This window comes from Hafnia psychrotolerans, assembly GCF_014639435.1.
Classification (GTDB): domain Bacteria; phylum Pseudomonadota; class Gammaproteobacteria; order Enterobacterales; family Enterobacteriaceae; genus Ewingella; species Ewingella psychrotolerans.
Window position 1 is genome coordinate 120,733 of the sequence record NZ_BMFZ01000008.1, and the last position, 15,228, is coordinate 135,960.

10 protein-coding genes are annotated in these 15,228 nt (G+C 52.0%); 5 read left to right on the forward strand and 5 right to left on the reverse strand.

The features are described 5' to 3' along the window. Positions 1 to 84: 84 nt before the first annotated feature. From IEV89_RS15135 to ggt, 3 genes are all read left to right on the forward strand, one after another. Positions 85 to 666, forward strand: a complete 582-nt coding sequence (locus IEV89_RS15135) for an ACP phosphodiesterase (RefSeq protein ID WP_188474357.1) — start codon at positions 85 to 87, stop codon at positions 664 to 666. Positions 667 to 873: 207 nt separating this feature from the next. Next, the gene (locus IEV89_RS15140) at positions 874 to 1,476 is read left to right on the forward strand and encodes a peroxiredoxin C (RefSeq protein ID WP_188474358.1); all 603 of its coding nucleotides are present in this window, start codon (positions 874 to 876) and stop codon (positions 1,474 to 1,476) included. A 299-nt stretch (positions 1,477 to 1,775) separates the two neighbouring features. Further along, a complete protein-coding gene (gene ggt / locus IEV89_RS15145; protein ID WP_188474359.1) occupies positions 1,776 to 3,539 on the forward strand; it encodes a gamma-glutamyltransferase in 1,764 nt (587 codons plus the stop codon). 254 nt (positions 3,540 to 3,793) lie between these two features. On the opposite strand, the gene proY is transcribed toward ggt, so the two are convergent. The 5 genes from proY to phoB all read right to left on the reverse strand — a co-directional run bounded on the left by proY (position 3,794) and on the right by phoB (position 10,508). Further along, positions 3,794 to 5,218 (reverse strand): proline-specific permease ProY, encoded by a 1,425-nt coding sequence (proY, locus tag IEV89_RS15150; RefSeq protein WP_188474360.1) that lies wholly within the window; start codon positions 5,216 to 5,218, stop codon positions 3,794 to 3,796. Positions 5,219 to 5,365: 147 nt separating this feature from the next. Beyond that, positions 5,366 to 6,685 (reverse strand): branched-chain amino acid transport system II carrier protein, encoded by a 1,320-nt coding sequence (gene brnQ / locus IEV89_RS15155; protein WP_188474361.1) that lies wholly within the window; start codon positions 6,683 to 6,685, stop codon positions 5,366 to 5,368. A 448-nt stretch (positions 6,686 to 7,133) separates the two neighbouring features. Further along, a complete protein-coding gene (locus IEV89_RS15160; protein ID WP_188474362.1) occupies positions 7,134 to 8,237 on the reverse strand; it encodes a cobalamin-independent methionine synthase II family protein in 1,104 nt (367 codons plus the stop codon). A 233-nt stretch (positions 8,238 to 8,470) separates the two neighbouring features. After that, on the reverse strand, positions 8,471 to 9,796 hold the full coding sequence (phoR, locus tag IEV89_RS15165) for a phosphate regulon sensor histidine kinase PhoR (protein WP_188474363.1): 1,326 nt from the start codon (positions 9,794 to 9,796) through the stop codon (positions 8,471 to 8,473). 22 nt (positions 9,797 to 9,818) lie between these two features. Beyond that, positions 9,819 to 10,508, reverse strand: coding sequence for a phosphate response regulator transcription factor PhoB (phoB, locus tag IEV89_RS15170; protein ID WP_188474364.1), 690 nt, complete (start codon positions 10,506 to 10,508; stop codon positions 9,819 to 9,821). 239 nt (positions 10,509 to 10,747) lie between these two features. On the opposite strand from phoB, the gene sbcD reads away from it, so the two are divergent. Together sbcD and sbcC are read left to right on the forward strand one after the other, a co-directional pair. Beyond that, on the forward strand, positions 10,748 to 11,986 hold the full coding sequence (sbcD, locus tag IEV89_RS15175) for an exonuclease subunit SbcD (protein ID WP_188474365.1): 1,239 nt from the start codon (positions 10,748 to 10,750) through the stop codon (positions 11,984 to 11,986). Beyond that, a complete protein-coding gene (gene sbcC, locus IEV89_RS15180; RefSeq protein ID WP_188474366.1) occupies positions 11,983 to 15,228 on the forward strand; it encodes an exonuclease subunit SbcC in 3,246 nt (1,081 codons plus the stop codon). Before sbcD ends, sbcC begins: the two co-directional genes overlap by 4 nt.

The window sequence follows — 15,228 nt, forward strand, 5'->3', positions numbered from 1 at the left end:
CGGGCCTTTGGCTGCAAGCTTATGCCGCAATTAAGACGCCCGCAGGCATGTCTTTTATCATGTTTATAGCACTATAATGCCGCAATGAATTTTTTAGCTCACCTCCATCTGGCCTCGCTGGCCGACAGTTCGCTGCTGGGTAACCTGCTGGCCGACTTCGTTCGTGGCAATCCTGACGGCCTTTATTCTGACAATATTGTCAGCGGGATCCGCATGCATCGTCGGGTTGATGTCATGACCGACAGCTTGCCGGAAGTCAAAATCGCCCGTGAATATTTTCGTCAGGAGTTCCGCCGCGTAGCGCCTATTACACTTGATGTGGTCTGGGATCACTTCCTTTCCCTCCACTGGGAAACGCTGGTGCCTGATATTTCGCTGGAAGATTTTATCGCCCAGTGCCAGCAGGAAATTGAACCGCAACTCATCGGTATGCCAGAACGTTTTCAGAACCTGAATGCTTGGCTATGGCCGGAGCGCTGGATGCAACGTTATGCCGCGCTGCCGTTTATTGGCAAGGTATTAGCAGGGATGGCGTCCAGGCGACCAAAACTCAGCGCACTGGAAGGCTCTTTCCACGATCTTGAGCTGAACTATGACGCTCTCGAACAGCTTTTTTGGCAGTTTTACCCTCAGATGATGCAGCAGGCGAAAAACCGGCAGCTTTAACCCTTTCATATAAAGCGTGAAATACAACACGAATCAATGTAACTCGAGTTGTTAGCCATGGCTTGAATTGAGATCCGCCTCACAAACTGATAGCCAGATACTATCTGATTGATTGGTCTGATGGGGTTTATTCGCTTTCCCCCAGCCCTTATACTAGCTATCGACTTATACATCCTATCCACTTACCTATTATAAACAGGAGTACTTATGGTCCTGGTAACTCGTCCAGCCCCTGATTTCACCGCAGCAGCAGTACTCGGCAGTGGTGAAGTTGTTGAAAACTTCAACTTTAAAAAACACACTGCTGGCAAACCAGCTGTGATCTTCTTCTGGCCAATGGACTTCACCTTTGTATGTCCTTCTGAACTGATCGCTTTCGATCATCGTTACGAAGAGTTTCAGAAACGTGGCGTAGAAGTTGTTGGTGTTTCTTTCGACTCCGAATTCGTTCATAACGCATGGCGTAAAACTCCGGTTGAGAAAGGCGGCATCGGTGAAGTGAAATACGCGATGGTTGCTGATATCAAGCGCGAAATTCAAAAAGCTTACGGTATCGAACATCCGGAAGCTGGCGTTGCACTGCGCGGTTCTTTCCTGATCGATAAAGCCGGTGTGGTTCGCCACCAGGTTGTTAACGACCTGCCTCTGGGCCGTAATATCGATGAAATGCTGCGTATGGTTGACGCGCTGCAATTCCACGAAGAGCACGGCGAAGTGTGCCCAGCTCAGTGGGAAAAAGGCAAAGAAGGTATGGGCGCATCCCCGGATGGCGTAGCTAAATACCTGTCTGAAAACGCGTCAAAACTGTAATTCTTTACAGAAGCAGCGCAATCACGGTCAGCCTCCTTGTTGGCCGTTTTTTTGACTTCATTTTTGTTAGTTAATCGTTATCTTCACATTTTCGCAACAAACTCCTGCCCGTCTCATCTCATTCCCGCTACGCTCACTAGATTCCTTTTCCCTGGTCAAATGACCTTATGGAAAACTGGCCTGTGCTTTGCATAATTTTACACAGGCGAAGGGAATACAATCGCCGTCAAAAAAACGTTATCACACAAGAACCTGAAAGTTCTGCAACCAAAATGACAGGGTATTAAACAGGAGTTTATATGTTAGTAAGTCCATGGAAAAAATCACTCATCGCATTGGTAATGCTATCAAGCTTCCCGTTGTATGCAGCCTCCAATCCCGCGGTAGAATCCAAAAACGGCATGGTGGTGACGTCACAATACCTGGCCTCGCAGGTGGGTGTGGAAGTTCTGAAAATGGGTGGGAACGCCATTGATGCGGCCGTCGCAGTAGGGTATGCGCAGGCCGTGGTTAACCCTTGCTGCGGTAACATAGGGGGTGGCGGCTTTATGACCGTCCATCTGGCTGACGGTAAAGATACCTTCATCAACTTCCGTGAAACCGCACCGGCTGCGGCCAGCGCCAACATGTATCTCGACGCGGACGGCAGAGTGAAAAAAGATGCCAGTTTATATGGTTATCTGGCCTCCGGCGTTCCCGGCACCGTGCTTGGCATGGATACCGTGCAACGTGAGTACGGTAAACTGACCCGCAAACAGGTGATGGCACCGGCCATTAAACTGGCCCGTCAGGGCTTTGTCCTGACCCGTGCCGATACCGACATCCTTGATACCACCGTCAAACGTTTTAAACAGGACCCAGAAGCTGCCCGCATTTTCCTGCGCAAAGATGGCACTGCCCTGCAACCGGGCGACAAATTGGTGCAAAAGGATCTGGCGAACACGCTGGAAGCGATATCACAGCATGGCCCGGACGCTTTCTATAAAGGCAAAATTCCGCAGGCGGTTGAAGCGGCATCGAAAAAAGGCGGCGGTATTCTCACCGCTGCCGACTTTGCCAATTACAAAGTCACCGAAATGGCCCCAATCACCTGTAGTTACCGTGGCTATAAATTTGTTTCAGCGCCACCGCCAAGTTCCGGCGGCGTGACAATGTGTGAAATCCTAAATATTGTCGAAGGCTATGATATGAAAAGCATGGGCTTCAACTCCGCCGCTTCCATTCATTACTTAACCGAAGCGATGCGCCACGCCTATATGGACCGCAATACCTATCTGGGCGACCCGGAATTCGTTAAAAATCCGATCGACCGTCTGGTTAGCAAAAGCTATGCCGCAGAAATTCGCAAAAAAATTGAAACAGACAAAGCCACGCCATCGACTCAGGTTCAACCCGGCATGGAACCCCATGAAAAACCGGAAACCACGCATTACTCTATCGTCGACAAAATGGGTAACGCCGTCTCCACCACTTATACCGTTAATGGTCGCTTTGGTTCCGTGGTTATTGCACCTGGCACGGGCTTCTTCCTCAATGACGAAATGGATGATTTTACCGTAAAAGTTGGCGAAAAAAATCTCTATGGTCTGGTACAAGGCAGCCGAAATTCTATCGCCCCCGGTAAGCGCCCACTCTCCTCCATGAGCCCGAGTTTAGTGACCAAAGATGGCAAAATCTTTATGGTTCTCGGTTCTCCTGGCGGTTCACGCATCATCACCATTACGCTGCAAACGGCGCTTAATGTGATTGATCACGGGATGCCGCCACAGGAGGCCGTAGATGCACCACGCATTCATCATCAGTGGTTACCGGACGAAGTCTATTACGAGCAACGCGGCGTCTCAGCTGACAGCCTGAACATTCTGGCGAAGATGGGATACAAGATGGTCGAACAAACCCCGTGGGGTGCGGCAGAGCTGATTTTGGTCGGGTTACCGGGAGCAGCAGGCGTAACGTCCGCTAACTCAGGCAATGACTCGGCGGTATCCGGGAAAGTACGTGAAGGTTATCTATACGGTGCGAATGATGTCCGACGCCCGGCGGGGGCAGCCATCGGTTATTAACCAGGCATCCTTTGAGCGGTCTCGCCGCTGGCTGCCATCATTCCCCCTTAGCACGGTGTAAGTTCCGGGTGGTGACTGAGTGGCAGCGTTACTCGCCAGAGCCTCGCCCCGTTGGGGCCAGCCCAAGAGCGGTTCAAAGGCGAAAGCCAGGGTGATACCGCTCGAATGATTTGTGTTAATAGTCTCTGCAAATCAAAAGCCCCCGCTATCTTCCGATGTCGGGGGCTTTTCTTTGACGGAAGGTAAGTGCTTGCTTACGCTTTGCTGCTCAGCACCAATGCTTCTTTCTTACGATCGTTACGCAGCTTAAACGCATAACCGATCAGCAACACCGCCACCCATACCAGACCCACATACAGCGATATGCGAGTATCAGGGAAATAGCCGATCAGGCCAATGATAAACACCAGGAATATGATGCCGAATACAGAGGTATACACGCCACCACGTAAAGGAAATTCCAGCTCATTAACTTGCTGTTGACTTAGTTTTCGGCGAAAACCAATCTGTGAGAATAGGATCATAATCCACACCCAGACAGTCGCGAACGTCGCCAGAGACGCAATCACCAGGAATACGCTCGACGGCATGATGTAATTGAGATAAACCGCAATCAGCAACGCGCCCATCATCACCAAAACCGTGACCCAGGGTGTCCCCAGACGTGACACTTTGCTGAACATTTTAGGTGCCTGTCCCTGTTTTGCCATCCCGTGCAGCATACGGCCAACACCGAACACATCACTGTTAATCGCAGAAAGAGAGGCGGTAATGACAACGAAATTGAGAATACCTGCTGCGGCGGTGATGCCCATATGCTGGAAAGTCAGCACAAACGGGCTGCCCTGCGTTCCCACCTGATTCCACGGGAAAATCGACATAATCACAAACAGTGTCCCTACGTAGAACACCAAAATACGCAGCGGAACGGAATTAATTGCTTTAGGAATCGACTTCTTCGGATCCTCAGCTTCGCCGGCAGTAATACCAATGATTTCAATACCGCCGTAGGCAAACATCACCAGTTGCAACGACATAATCGTGCCCATGATACCCTGACTGAAGAATCCGCCATGACTCCACAAATTGTGGATCCCGGTCGCCTGCCCGCCGTTGCCAATGCCCCAGAAAATAATGCCAAAGCCCGCCACAATCATAATGATGATAGTCAGCACTTTGAAGAAGGAGAACCAGAACTCCAGCTCACCGAAAACCTTGACACTCACCAGGTTGATGGCACCAATGATCAGCACCACGCTGAGTACCCAGGTCCACTGTGGAACATCCGGGAACCAGACTCCCATATAGATGCCAAACGCCGTCACATCGGCAATCGCCACAATCAAGATTTCAAAACAGTAGGTCCAGCCGGTGATGTAACCTGCCATCGGTCCGAGATAATCCTGCGCATAACGCGAAAAGGAACCACTCTGAGGATTATTAACCGACATTTCACCCAAGGCGCGCATGATGATGAACGCGATAATCCCACCGACGATGTACGCCAGCAGAACGCTGGGACCAGCCATTCTTATTGCTTCAGCCGAACCATAAAACAATCCTGTCCCGATGGCCGAACCGAGGGCCATGAAACGGATATGTCGCGTGGTCAAACCGCGCTTTAGCTTCGTCGATGGCAGGTCTTTCTCAACTGACGTTTGTTCAACTGATTGCTGCATGTGAATTAATCCAATGTCTATTTTCATCAAAAATGATGAGGGGCTTTACTCCGACCAATGAAAAAGCCACGGGAGGTCTCCCGTGGCCTGTTTGGCGAAAACCAATTATATGATCTAAACATTACTTGCGTGAAGCATCAATGCCAATCACTGGTGTACGGTAACGCTGCGTTGGCCGCTGATTTTGTCATAGACCCCGACCAGCACCAGCATCACCAGTGAAGGCGGTAACCATGCCAACCCCTGCGCAGAGAGCGGAAGATGCGAAGTCCAGGCGGGCATAAAGTCAACCAATGCGGACGCTTTGACGCCGTCAAGGATGCCAAACACTAAACTCACCAGCATAACCGGTGCCACAATACGGGTGGTGTTATTCCACCAGCGCAATGTGAAGCTCAGGACCACCAGCACGATGCACGGCGGGTAAATCGCCGTCAGGACCGGAATGGAAATCTGAATGAGATGGCTGAGGCCGAGATTCGATACCAACATTGAGAACAGCCCCAGAATAAAGACCAGCGACTTATACGATAACGGCAGATATTGTGCGAAAAACTCGGCGCAAGCACATGTCAGGCCAACCGCAGTGACCATGCAGGCAACGAAGATCAGGGCTGCCAGAAAGAAGCTACCGACACCGCCGAAGGTATGTTCGACATAGGCATGCAGGATCACGGCACCGTTAGCCGCGTCCGGCACCAGTGAAGCGCTGTTTTTACCCAGTTTAAACAGGCTCAGGTAAACCAGCATCAGGCCCGCACCCGCAATCAAACCCGCCAGCACAGTATAACGGGTCAGTAATTTTGCATCGGTCACGCCACGTGAACGCGCCGCATTGACAATGACAATACCAAAGACCATGGCACCCAGGGTATCCATGGTCAGATAGCCATTCACAAATCCGGCGGAGAATGGCACCGTCTGATAGGCTTCGGTCGCAGGAATACTCTGCCCCGCTGGCCACAACACGGCGGCAATACCCAGCACACCCAGTGCAACAATTTTCAACGGCGCAAGGAAATGGCCCACGGTATCCAGCAATCTTCCCGGATAGAGCGAGATACCGATCACTAACGCAAAATAGAGCACGCTATAAATGAACAGCGGCAAAGGACCATCACCGGTCAATGGTGCAATACCGACTTCGAAAGAAACCGTCGCGGTACGCGGCGTAGCGAATAGCGGCCCAACAGCCAGGTAGCAGACTGTCGCGAGCAGTAAACCGGCCGCTCGGCCAATCGGTGTGCTCAGGGCATCAATGCCACCACCGACGCGTGCCAGTGCAATGACTGTGATGACAGGAAGGCCAACCGCCGTCGCCATAAAGCCGGCAGCAGCCCACCAGACTTCATGTCCTGCCTGTAAACCGACCATCGGAGGGAAAATGATGTTCCCGGCACCGACGAATAAAGCGAAGGTCATAAAACCCAGCGCCAAAATATCTTTGCTTGCTAAACGAGTACTCATGATAGATGTCGCGATACCTGTTCAAATGAATAAAAGTAACCGGTGCTGCCACCCTAACTTTCGTCATGAAGAGAATACCGTCAGGTACGCACGGTCATTAACGCCAATGTGAGGACAAAAAGGAGCTTAAAACACCTGATGATATGCAGATAAAAATGTTGTTATATTCAGGGAGCATTGAGCGACAGCGGGGCTAAGGTAAACGTTTGTAGCGTGAAAAGGCAAGCCATGATCCAAAAAGCAGAGTCTTCAACCATATAATAAGTAAAAAGCAGTAAATACCACTAAATAAGAGTTAAAACCCATCACATCATATGTCTAATTTATAAACTAACAAAGCACAAGATATGTGCAAGTGATGCTAAAAGTGCGCAAAACCACCAGATTAAGGTCATTTCACGCACGTTTATAAAGTGTTAATGGAGGGTTAACCTGCTTATTTTTCTGATCACCAAATACGTGCAGCGATATCCACAACCCGTTTCAGTTTTTCCCACTGTTGCGCTTCGGTCAGGCTATTGCCTTCTTCTGTTGACGCAAAACCGCACTGCGGGCTGAGGCAAATCTGGTTGATATCAAGGAATTCGGCCGCTTCCGCCAGACGGCTTTCTACCGTTTTCACTGGCTCAAGTTCGCCTGATTTGGTGGTGATCAAGCCCAGCACCGCCTGCTGATGACCCGGTTTGATGAAACGTAAAGGTTCAAATCCACCGGAACGTTCATTGTCATACTCCAGGAAGAAAGCATCAACATTCACGCCGCCAAACAGAATCTCTGCCACCGGCTCATAACCTCCTTCGGAGATCCAGGTGGAACGGAAATTACCACGACATACGTGCAGGCCAATCACCAAATCATCCGGCTTACCGGCAATGGCTTTATTAAGCACATCAGCATAAGTCCGCGCCAACACGTCAGGCGAATCACCTCGTTCACGGATCTGCCGCTTCTGATCTTCGGAACACAAGTAAGCCCACACGGTGTCATCAAGTTGCAAATAGCGGCAACCTGCGTCATAAAACGCCTGGATAGCATCACGGTAAACCTGTGCCAGATCGTCAAAGTACTGGGCTAGATCGGGATAGACCTCTTTACTGATCGCATCACGACCGCCACGGAAATGCATCACACTCGGGCTGGGAATGGTCATTTTGGGCGTAGCATCACCACTGATGCTTTTCAGAAAACGGAAATCCTCCAGCATGGGGTGATCGCTAAACCTGAGCTTGCCGGTGACTTTGATACTACGCGCTTTGGTCTGTACACCGTTGAATTGGATCCCCTGCACTGCATCGTAGCCTTCCACGCCGTCTAGCCCTTCGAAGAAATCGAAATGCCACCAGGCACGGCGAAACTCGCCATCAGTCACGACGTGCAAACCGGCTTCCTTTTGCAGCTCAACCACGCGGCGAATCTCGTTATCTTCTATCGCACGCAACTGGCCGGCATCAATCTCACCGGCCTGAAACTGCTTGCGCGCCTGTTTAATTGCCGCCGGGCGTAAAAAACTGCCAACGGTATCAGCACGGAATGGAGCGGTTGTACGTTGCATGAAAATCTCCTGAATGGGCACCCCGCCGCAGGCGAAGAGCAATGATTTACAAAGTGAATAATCACCCAAAGTTACGAAAAGCCATCTGGATGGCTAAAATAATTTGAGTCATCCTGTCATGCAATGGTTTCAGCAACAAACGAGGAATTTTCATGGGACGTGAAGGAAATTCATGTCAGAGATGGGATTCTTACCGAGGTCAATAGAAGGCTGCCCCGCGGCAGCTTTCTATGTTAATCCGGATGCTTAACTCGGCTTTTGTTAAGTTGACCGACAGGAACAATCAGCCGTTGCGGCAAAGTGAACATAAAGCGGGTGCCGGTACCCACCTCACTGATGATATCCAGCTTGGCGCTGTGATGGCTGAGAGCATGTTTAACGATCGCCAGCCCCAGACCACTGCCACCGGTCTGACGCGAACGGGCCTTGTCCACGCGATAGAAACGCTCAGTCAGACGCGGCAAATGTTGCGGTGCAATACCCGGCCCGTTATCACTGACCTGAAACTGCGCACCCAGAGGCGTTTGCTGCCAACTGACTTCAATCCGGGTACCTGCTGGCGTGTGGTTGACGGAGTTGTAGACCAGATTCGACACCGCGCTGCGCAGCTGATCTTCATTGCCAAACACCTGCAACTTGTCATTCACGCGAAACACAATCTCATGGCGACCGCTGCTTAGCGTCTGCACTTCCCGTTCAAGCATGCCCAGCATCAGTGGCATATCCACCCGCTCATTAAGATCGATGTTAGTCGCCGCCTCGATACGTGACAACGTCAGCAGTTGCTTCACCAGTCCGTCCATGCGGCGGGTCTGTTCCTGCATAGTATCCAACGCCTTGGTGCGGAAAGGCTCTTCCAGTTTGGCGTCTTCCATCATCTCGAGATACCCCTGCAACACCGTCAAGGGTGTGCGAAGTTCATGGCTAACATTGGCGAAGAAGTTACGCCGGGCACCTTCGAGCTGCCGCATCTGGGTCACATCGCGCGCAACCATCAGCAACTGCCCTTCCGAATAGGGCATGACGCGGAATTCAACATAGTGATCGTTATTGAGTTGCAAATTCAATGCATGGTCAAATTCGCGGGCCTGTACCCAGGCGCGGAATTCAGGGTAGCGCAGCAGATTAAAAATATGCTGCCCATTATCTTCCGGCCAGCGAAAGCCGAGCAGTTCCTGCGCCAGACGATTACACCAGAAAATATTCCCTTCTTCGGTTGCCAATACGACCGCATCGGGCAGGGATTCGGCACCACTGCGAAAACGTTTAATCAGTTGCCCGAGTTCGCGCCGCCGGCGTCGGTTACGCATTTGCATCTGGTTGAGGCCATAAAACAGCGGCTCCCAGCTCCAGCGGCCATTTGGCGGAGTGATACTGCGATCGAGCCAGAGCCAGTGAGAGAGTTTAAGCTGGTTATAGTAATTCCAGCCTAATGCTGCCAAAAGCGATGCAAAAAGTAACCATCCTAAATGGCCGAAGAAAATTCCGATGACGAGTGCTGGCAGGCAAAACAGAAACAGTTCACCGGCCAGCCGCTTCCAGGACAAACGTTCTAACACGCAGATTCTCCGCTGTGGCGACTTAGTAGCGCGTTGAGAAACGGTAACCCGTTCCACGCACGGTTTGAATCATACGATCGTGCCCGCTGCTTTCCAACGCTTTGCGCAGGCGACGAATATGGACGTCCACCGTGCGGTCTTCTACATACACGTTAGTGCCCCAAACATTATTGAGCAACTGTTCGCGGCTGTAAACGCGTTCTGAATGCGTCATAAAGAAGTGCAGCAATTTAAATTCTGTTGGTCCCATGTCGAGCGCCTGCTCGTTAGCCATCACGCGGTGTGAGGACGGGTCGAGGATCAGGCCCTGCATGTCGATGACGTCTTCTACTGCCATCGGAGAAATGCGGCGCATCACGGCTTTAATACGCGCTACCAGCTCTTTCGGTGAGAAGGGTTTGGTAATGTAGTCATCAGCCCCCACTTCCAGCCCGCGCACCCGGTCTTCTTCTTCGCCGCGTGCCGTTAGCATCATGACAGGAATCTCACGCGTTAAAGCTTCGCGTTTGAGATGCTTGATAAACTGAATGCCGGAACCGCCCGGTAGCATCCAGTCGAGCAAGATAAGCTCAGGGAAAGGTTCAATCAAGCGGGCAATAGCCGAGTCAAAATCTTCCGCTTCAATTGCCTGATAGCCATTCTGTTCCAGTACGAAGCAGACCATTTCACGGATCGGAGCTTCATCTTCAACCACTAATATACGTCTAGCCATCGTAGGTCCTGCCAATAGGTTAGCGATCAATTGTTTGATTGCGGAGGCATTATGCGTCAGTTTTGTGACGCTTTTATGACTAAAAAGCATGAAACAAACCGGCAAGTGAACTTAATGTCGTTAAGCCTTCATTATTACGTCATGCCACTGAAACGCGGATAATTTAACTGGGACAGTCGCCCCCGCTGATGTTTATACTTTGCGGCAATACCTCCGGCACACTTCACCACGGGAGTTTCATGCGCCTGATCCACACCTCAGACTGGCATCTTGGTCAATATTTTTTCACTAAAAGCCGCGCCGCCGAACATCAGGCATTTTTGCGCTGGCTGACGGAGCAGGTGGAAAATCACCAGGTTGACGCGGTGATTGTCGCCGGAGACATTTTTGATACCGGCTCGCCACCGAGCTATGCGCGTGAATTGTATAACCGCTTTGTGGTGGAGTTACAACAGACCGGCTGTCAACTGATTGTGCTGGCTGGAAATCATGACTCCGTCGCCACACTCAATGAATCACGCGAACTGCTCTCCTGCCTCAATACGAGAGTCATCGCTACTGTCGGTGAGGATTTAGCGCAACAAATTTTAGTACTGAATCAGCGGGATGGCACGCCTGGCGCGGTGCTGTGTGCCATTCCATTCCTGCGACCACGCGATCTCATCGCCAGTCAGGCCGGGCAGTCCGGCAGCGATAAGCAACTGGCATTACAAGAAGCCATTGCCGCGCACTACGACGCGCTGTACCAAGCCGCACAGGCCGAGCGTGAACGCCTCGGTGTGCCGTTGCCGATCATCGCTACCGGCCATCTTACCACCGTCGGCGTCACGACCTCAGACTCAGTACGCGACATCTATATCGGTACGCTCGACGCTTTCCCCGCGCAGGCTTTCCCGCCGGTTGATTACGTGGCGCTCGGTCATATCCACCGCGCCCAGTGCGTGGCCAAAACCGAACACATCCGCTATAGCGGCTCACCGATCGCCCTGAGCTTTGACGAACTGAGCAAAGTAAAAAGCGTCTACTTACTTGATTTCGATGGCGCGACGCTTAATTCCATCGACACGCTGGACATTCCGCAGTTTCAACCGATGAAGATGATTAAAGGCACATTGGCTGACATCGAGCAGCAGTTAAAACAGTTTGCTGGCACCGATACCAGCAAGCCGGTATGGCTCGATATTGAAGTCGCCACTCAGGATTACCTCAGTGATATCCAAAGACGCATTCAGGCACTGACCACGGAACTTCCGGTGGAAGTGGTGTTGCTGCGCCGCAGCAAAGAACAACGCATTAACAGTATCGAACAGCAGGAAAAAGAAACCCTCAGCGAACTGACCGTCAGCGAGGTGTTTGAACGGCGTCTGGCCCAGGAGCCGGATCCCGATGAACCGCGTCAGGCACGGATGCGCACGCTGTTCACGCAGGTTGTTGAGCAGGTCACCAGCGGTCAGATCGCGGAGGACAGCGCACAATGAAAATTCTCAGCCTGCGTTTAAAAAACCTGAACTCGCTGGAAGGCGAATGGAAAATCGACTTCACCGCCGAACCCTTTGCCAGCAACGGCTTATTTGCCATTACCGGCCCAACCGGCGCGGGTAAAACCACCCTGCTCGATGCCATTTGTCTGGCGCTGTATCACCAAACACCGCGCCTGAACGTTTCGCCGACGCAAAATGAACTGATGACCCGCCACACAGCAGAATCGCTGGCCGAGGTAGAGTTCGAAGTAAAAGGCATTGGCTACCGCGCTTTCTGGAGTCAGCGGCGGGCTAAAAATTCGCCGGACGGCAATTTGCAGGCGCCAAAAGTGGAGCTGGCATTATTAGCCGACGGTAAAATTTTGGCTGACAAAGTGCGCGATAAACTCGACGCCATTGCCCAACTGACCGGGCTGGACTTCGGCCGTTTCACCAAATCAATGATGCTGTCGCAGGGACAGTTTGCCGCTTTCCTCAATGCCGACGCCAACGATCGCGCCGAATTGCTGGAAGAACTGACTGGCACTGAGATTTACGGTCATCTGTCAGAACAGGTATTCGAGCAACATAAACAAGCGAAGCATCAGCTCGACGGTTTGCACCAGCGCATGGCCGGTATTGAACTGCTGAGCGCAGAACAGCGGCAGACATTGGAAACAGAGCTGAGCGAGCTGAATGCTCAGGAGATCAGCCTCAGCCAGCAGGCACAACAACGCCGGCTGGACCTCAACTGGCTGCAACAGTGGCAACAGATACAACAAAAACAGCGGCACTCCCAGCAACAGTTGGCAGCGGCAGAACAGCAAACCGTTCAGGCCGCGCCGCAACTCCAACAACTCGCGCGCAGTGAACCGGCAGAAAAGCTGCGTTCGCGACTCATCGATCGCCAACGCTGCCAAAAAGAGACGCAGGAACTCCAACAACGGATCGCGCACCTGGTTCAGCAGCAGGAACACCAGTTGGCGCAGATGACGCCGCTAAATCAGGTGCTGGAACAGGCACAGATTGCACGCCAGAAACAAGCCGAAGAACAGCGCCAGCAAGAAAAACGGATAGATCAAATTATTCCGCTGGATGGCGAAATCACCCAATGCCGCAAAACACTGGCTGAAACACAGCAGTTGCTCAACGACTTACAGAAACAAGCCGGGGAGCAGAGCGCGACGCTTCAGCAAATGACCACTGAGCGTCAGAAACTGGATCAACAAAGTCGCCAGCATCAGACCCAACAGACCGCGCTGACCGATGCGCTGAACACCGTACAGCAACACCAGACAGACCTGGAAAAACAGCATCCGCTGACAGCATTGAAGAAACGGCAGGCCGAACTGGCACAGCTGCGGCCAGTGCGACAACAGCTGTTTTCTCTCGTGCAAATTTTCCCACAACTGCACCAGCGCGTGCAGCAACAGCACAAAGATTTTGCGCAGTATCAGACACAACTGGCTGACGAAGAACAACGGCTTGGTGCGATCCGCCTGCAATGTCAGAAACAGCTCGAGCATCTGAACGACGTCAAGGCACTGCATAAACAGGAAGTGCTGATCGTCAGTCTCGAAACCGAACGCGCCAACCTGCAAAACGGCAAAGCCTGCCCGTTATGTGGTTCAACATCGCATCCGGCGATTGAACATTATCAGGAGGTCAAACCTTCTGATACGGCGCAGCGCGTCGAGAAAATGCAGCTTGAATTCGATGCAGTCAAAGCCAGCGGTATCGAGCTGGCGGCAAAAATAAAAAGCCTGAAAGAACAGCAAACGCGTCTGCAAACGCAACGGGAACAGGACCAGCAACAACTGAATGCGCATATCGAAAACTGGCAACAGCTCAGTGCGCCGCTAAATCTGACATTTACGCTACATGACACCAGCGACATCACACAATGGCTGACCGCTCGCGATGAGGAAGAGCAGCATTCTCAGACGCTGATCAGCCAGCACGAACAACTGTCACGAGCGCTGCAACAGGCCAAAGATGCGCTGAATGACGCCCTGAATACACAGCAAAAAGTGCAGCAACAAAGTGCCTTGCTGACCGAACGCATTACCCTACTGGAAGAGACGCAGGCGAAATCTCAGCAACAGCTCGGGCGGTGGCAAAAGCAACGGGAGGAAGGGGAAAAATCCCTTTCTGAGCTGAATGCCAAACGCCTCGAACTGTTCGGCGACCGTCAGGTAACTCAGGTTCGCGAACACTTGCATCAGCAACAGCAGGCGGCAGAAAAAGCGGTCAGTGATGCTCAGGTCGCTCTGCATAAAGCGCAGGAACAGCGCGATCAGCTTGCCGGTCAGTTTGCCAATACGCAGCAACAACAAGTGCAGGCCACAACACGGCTGACGCAGGCGGAACAGGACTGGCAACGGGCGCTGAACGCCAGCGGATTTGCGGATGAAGAGGCAGTGAAACTGGCGCTGCTCGACGACACGCTGCGTCAGCAACTTCAGCAACGTAAAGAACATCTGCAACAACAACTGGCACAGGCACAGGCATTACTGACTGATGCCAACCAACAGCTTGAAAAACATCGTCTTGCCCGCCCTATTCATCTCAGTGAAACCGCAAGCGACCTGACTCAACTCACCACCGAACAGGATGCACTGACGCAGCAGCTAAAAGGGTTACAGCAGCGTCTTGGCGAAGTGAATAATCAGTTGAAGTTCGATCAAGAACGTCACAGCGGGCAACAGGCGCTGATCGCTCAGATTGCGCTGGCACAGCTTACCTGTGATGACTGGGGCTATCTCAACCAGATGATCGGCTCCAGCGACGGCGCGAAATTCCGCAAGTTTGCGCAGGGCCTGACGCTGGATCATCTGGTCTATTTAGCCAATAAACAGCTGGCGAAGCTACATGGTCGCTATCTGTTACAGCGCAAGACCAGTGATGCGCTGGAGTTACAGGTCGTGGATACCTGGCAGGCTGACGCCGTGCGCGACACCCGCACACTGTCCGGCGGCGAGAGTTTCCTGGTCAGTCTGGCGCTAGCACTGGCATTGTCCGATCTGGTCAGTGATAAAACCCGTATTGATTCGCTGTTCCTTGACGAAGGTTTTGGCACCCTCGACGCCGATACACTCGACACCGCACTCGATGCCCTCGACAGTCTGAATGCTTCAGGAAAAACCATTGGCGTTATCAGCCATGTCGAAGCGATGAAAGACCGCATTCCGGTGCAGATCAAAGTGACGAAAGTGAATGGCTTAGGCATAAGCCGCCTGAGCAGTCAGTTTAAAGTCTGA

What these genes read in the sequence shown, in the direction of transcription:
- proY (WP_188474360.1), bottom strand. Translation starts at nt 5,218, where the DNA reads ATGCAGCAATCAGTTGAACAAACGTCAGTTGAGAAAGACCTGCCATCG.
- ggt (WP_188474359.1), top strand. Translation starts at nt 1,776, where the DNA reads ATGTTAGTAAGTCCATGGAAAAAATCACTCATCGCATTGGTAATGCTA.
- sbcD (WP_188474365.1), top strand. Translation starts at nt 10,748, where the DNA reads ATGCGCCTGATCCACACCTCAGACTGGCATCTTGGTCAATATTTTTTC.
- IEV89_RS15140 (WP_188474358.1), top strand. Translation starts at nt 874, where the DNA reads ATGGTCCTGGTAACTCGTCCAGCCCCTGATTTCACCGCAGCAGCAGTA.
- brnQ (WP_188474361.1), bottom strand. Translation starts at nt 6,685, where the DNA reads ATGAGTACTCGTTTAGCAAGCAAAGATATTTTGGCGCTGGGTTTTATG.
- sbcC (WP_188474366.1), top strand. Translation starts at nt 11,983, where the DNA reads ATGAAAATTCTCAGCCTGCGTTTAAAAAACCTGAACTCGCTGGAAGGC.
- IEV89_RS15160 (WP_188474362.1), bottom strand. Translation starts at nt 8,237, where the DNA reads ATGCAACGTACAACCGCTCCATTCCGTGCTGATACCGTTGGCAGTTTT.
- IEV89_RS15135 (WP_188474357.1), top strand. Translation starts at nt 85, where the DNA reads ATGAATTTTTTAGCTCACCTCCATCTGGCCTCGCTGGCCGACAGTTCG.
- phoB (WP_188474364.1), bottom strand. Translation starts at nt 10,508, where the DNA reads ATGGCTAGACGTATATTAGTGGTTGAAGATGAAGCTCCGATCCGTGAA.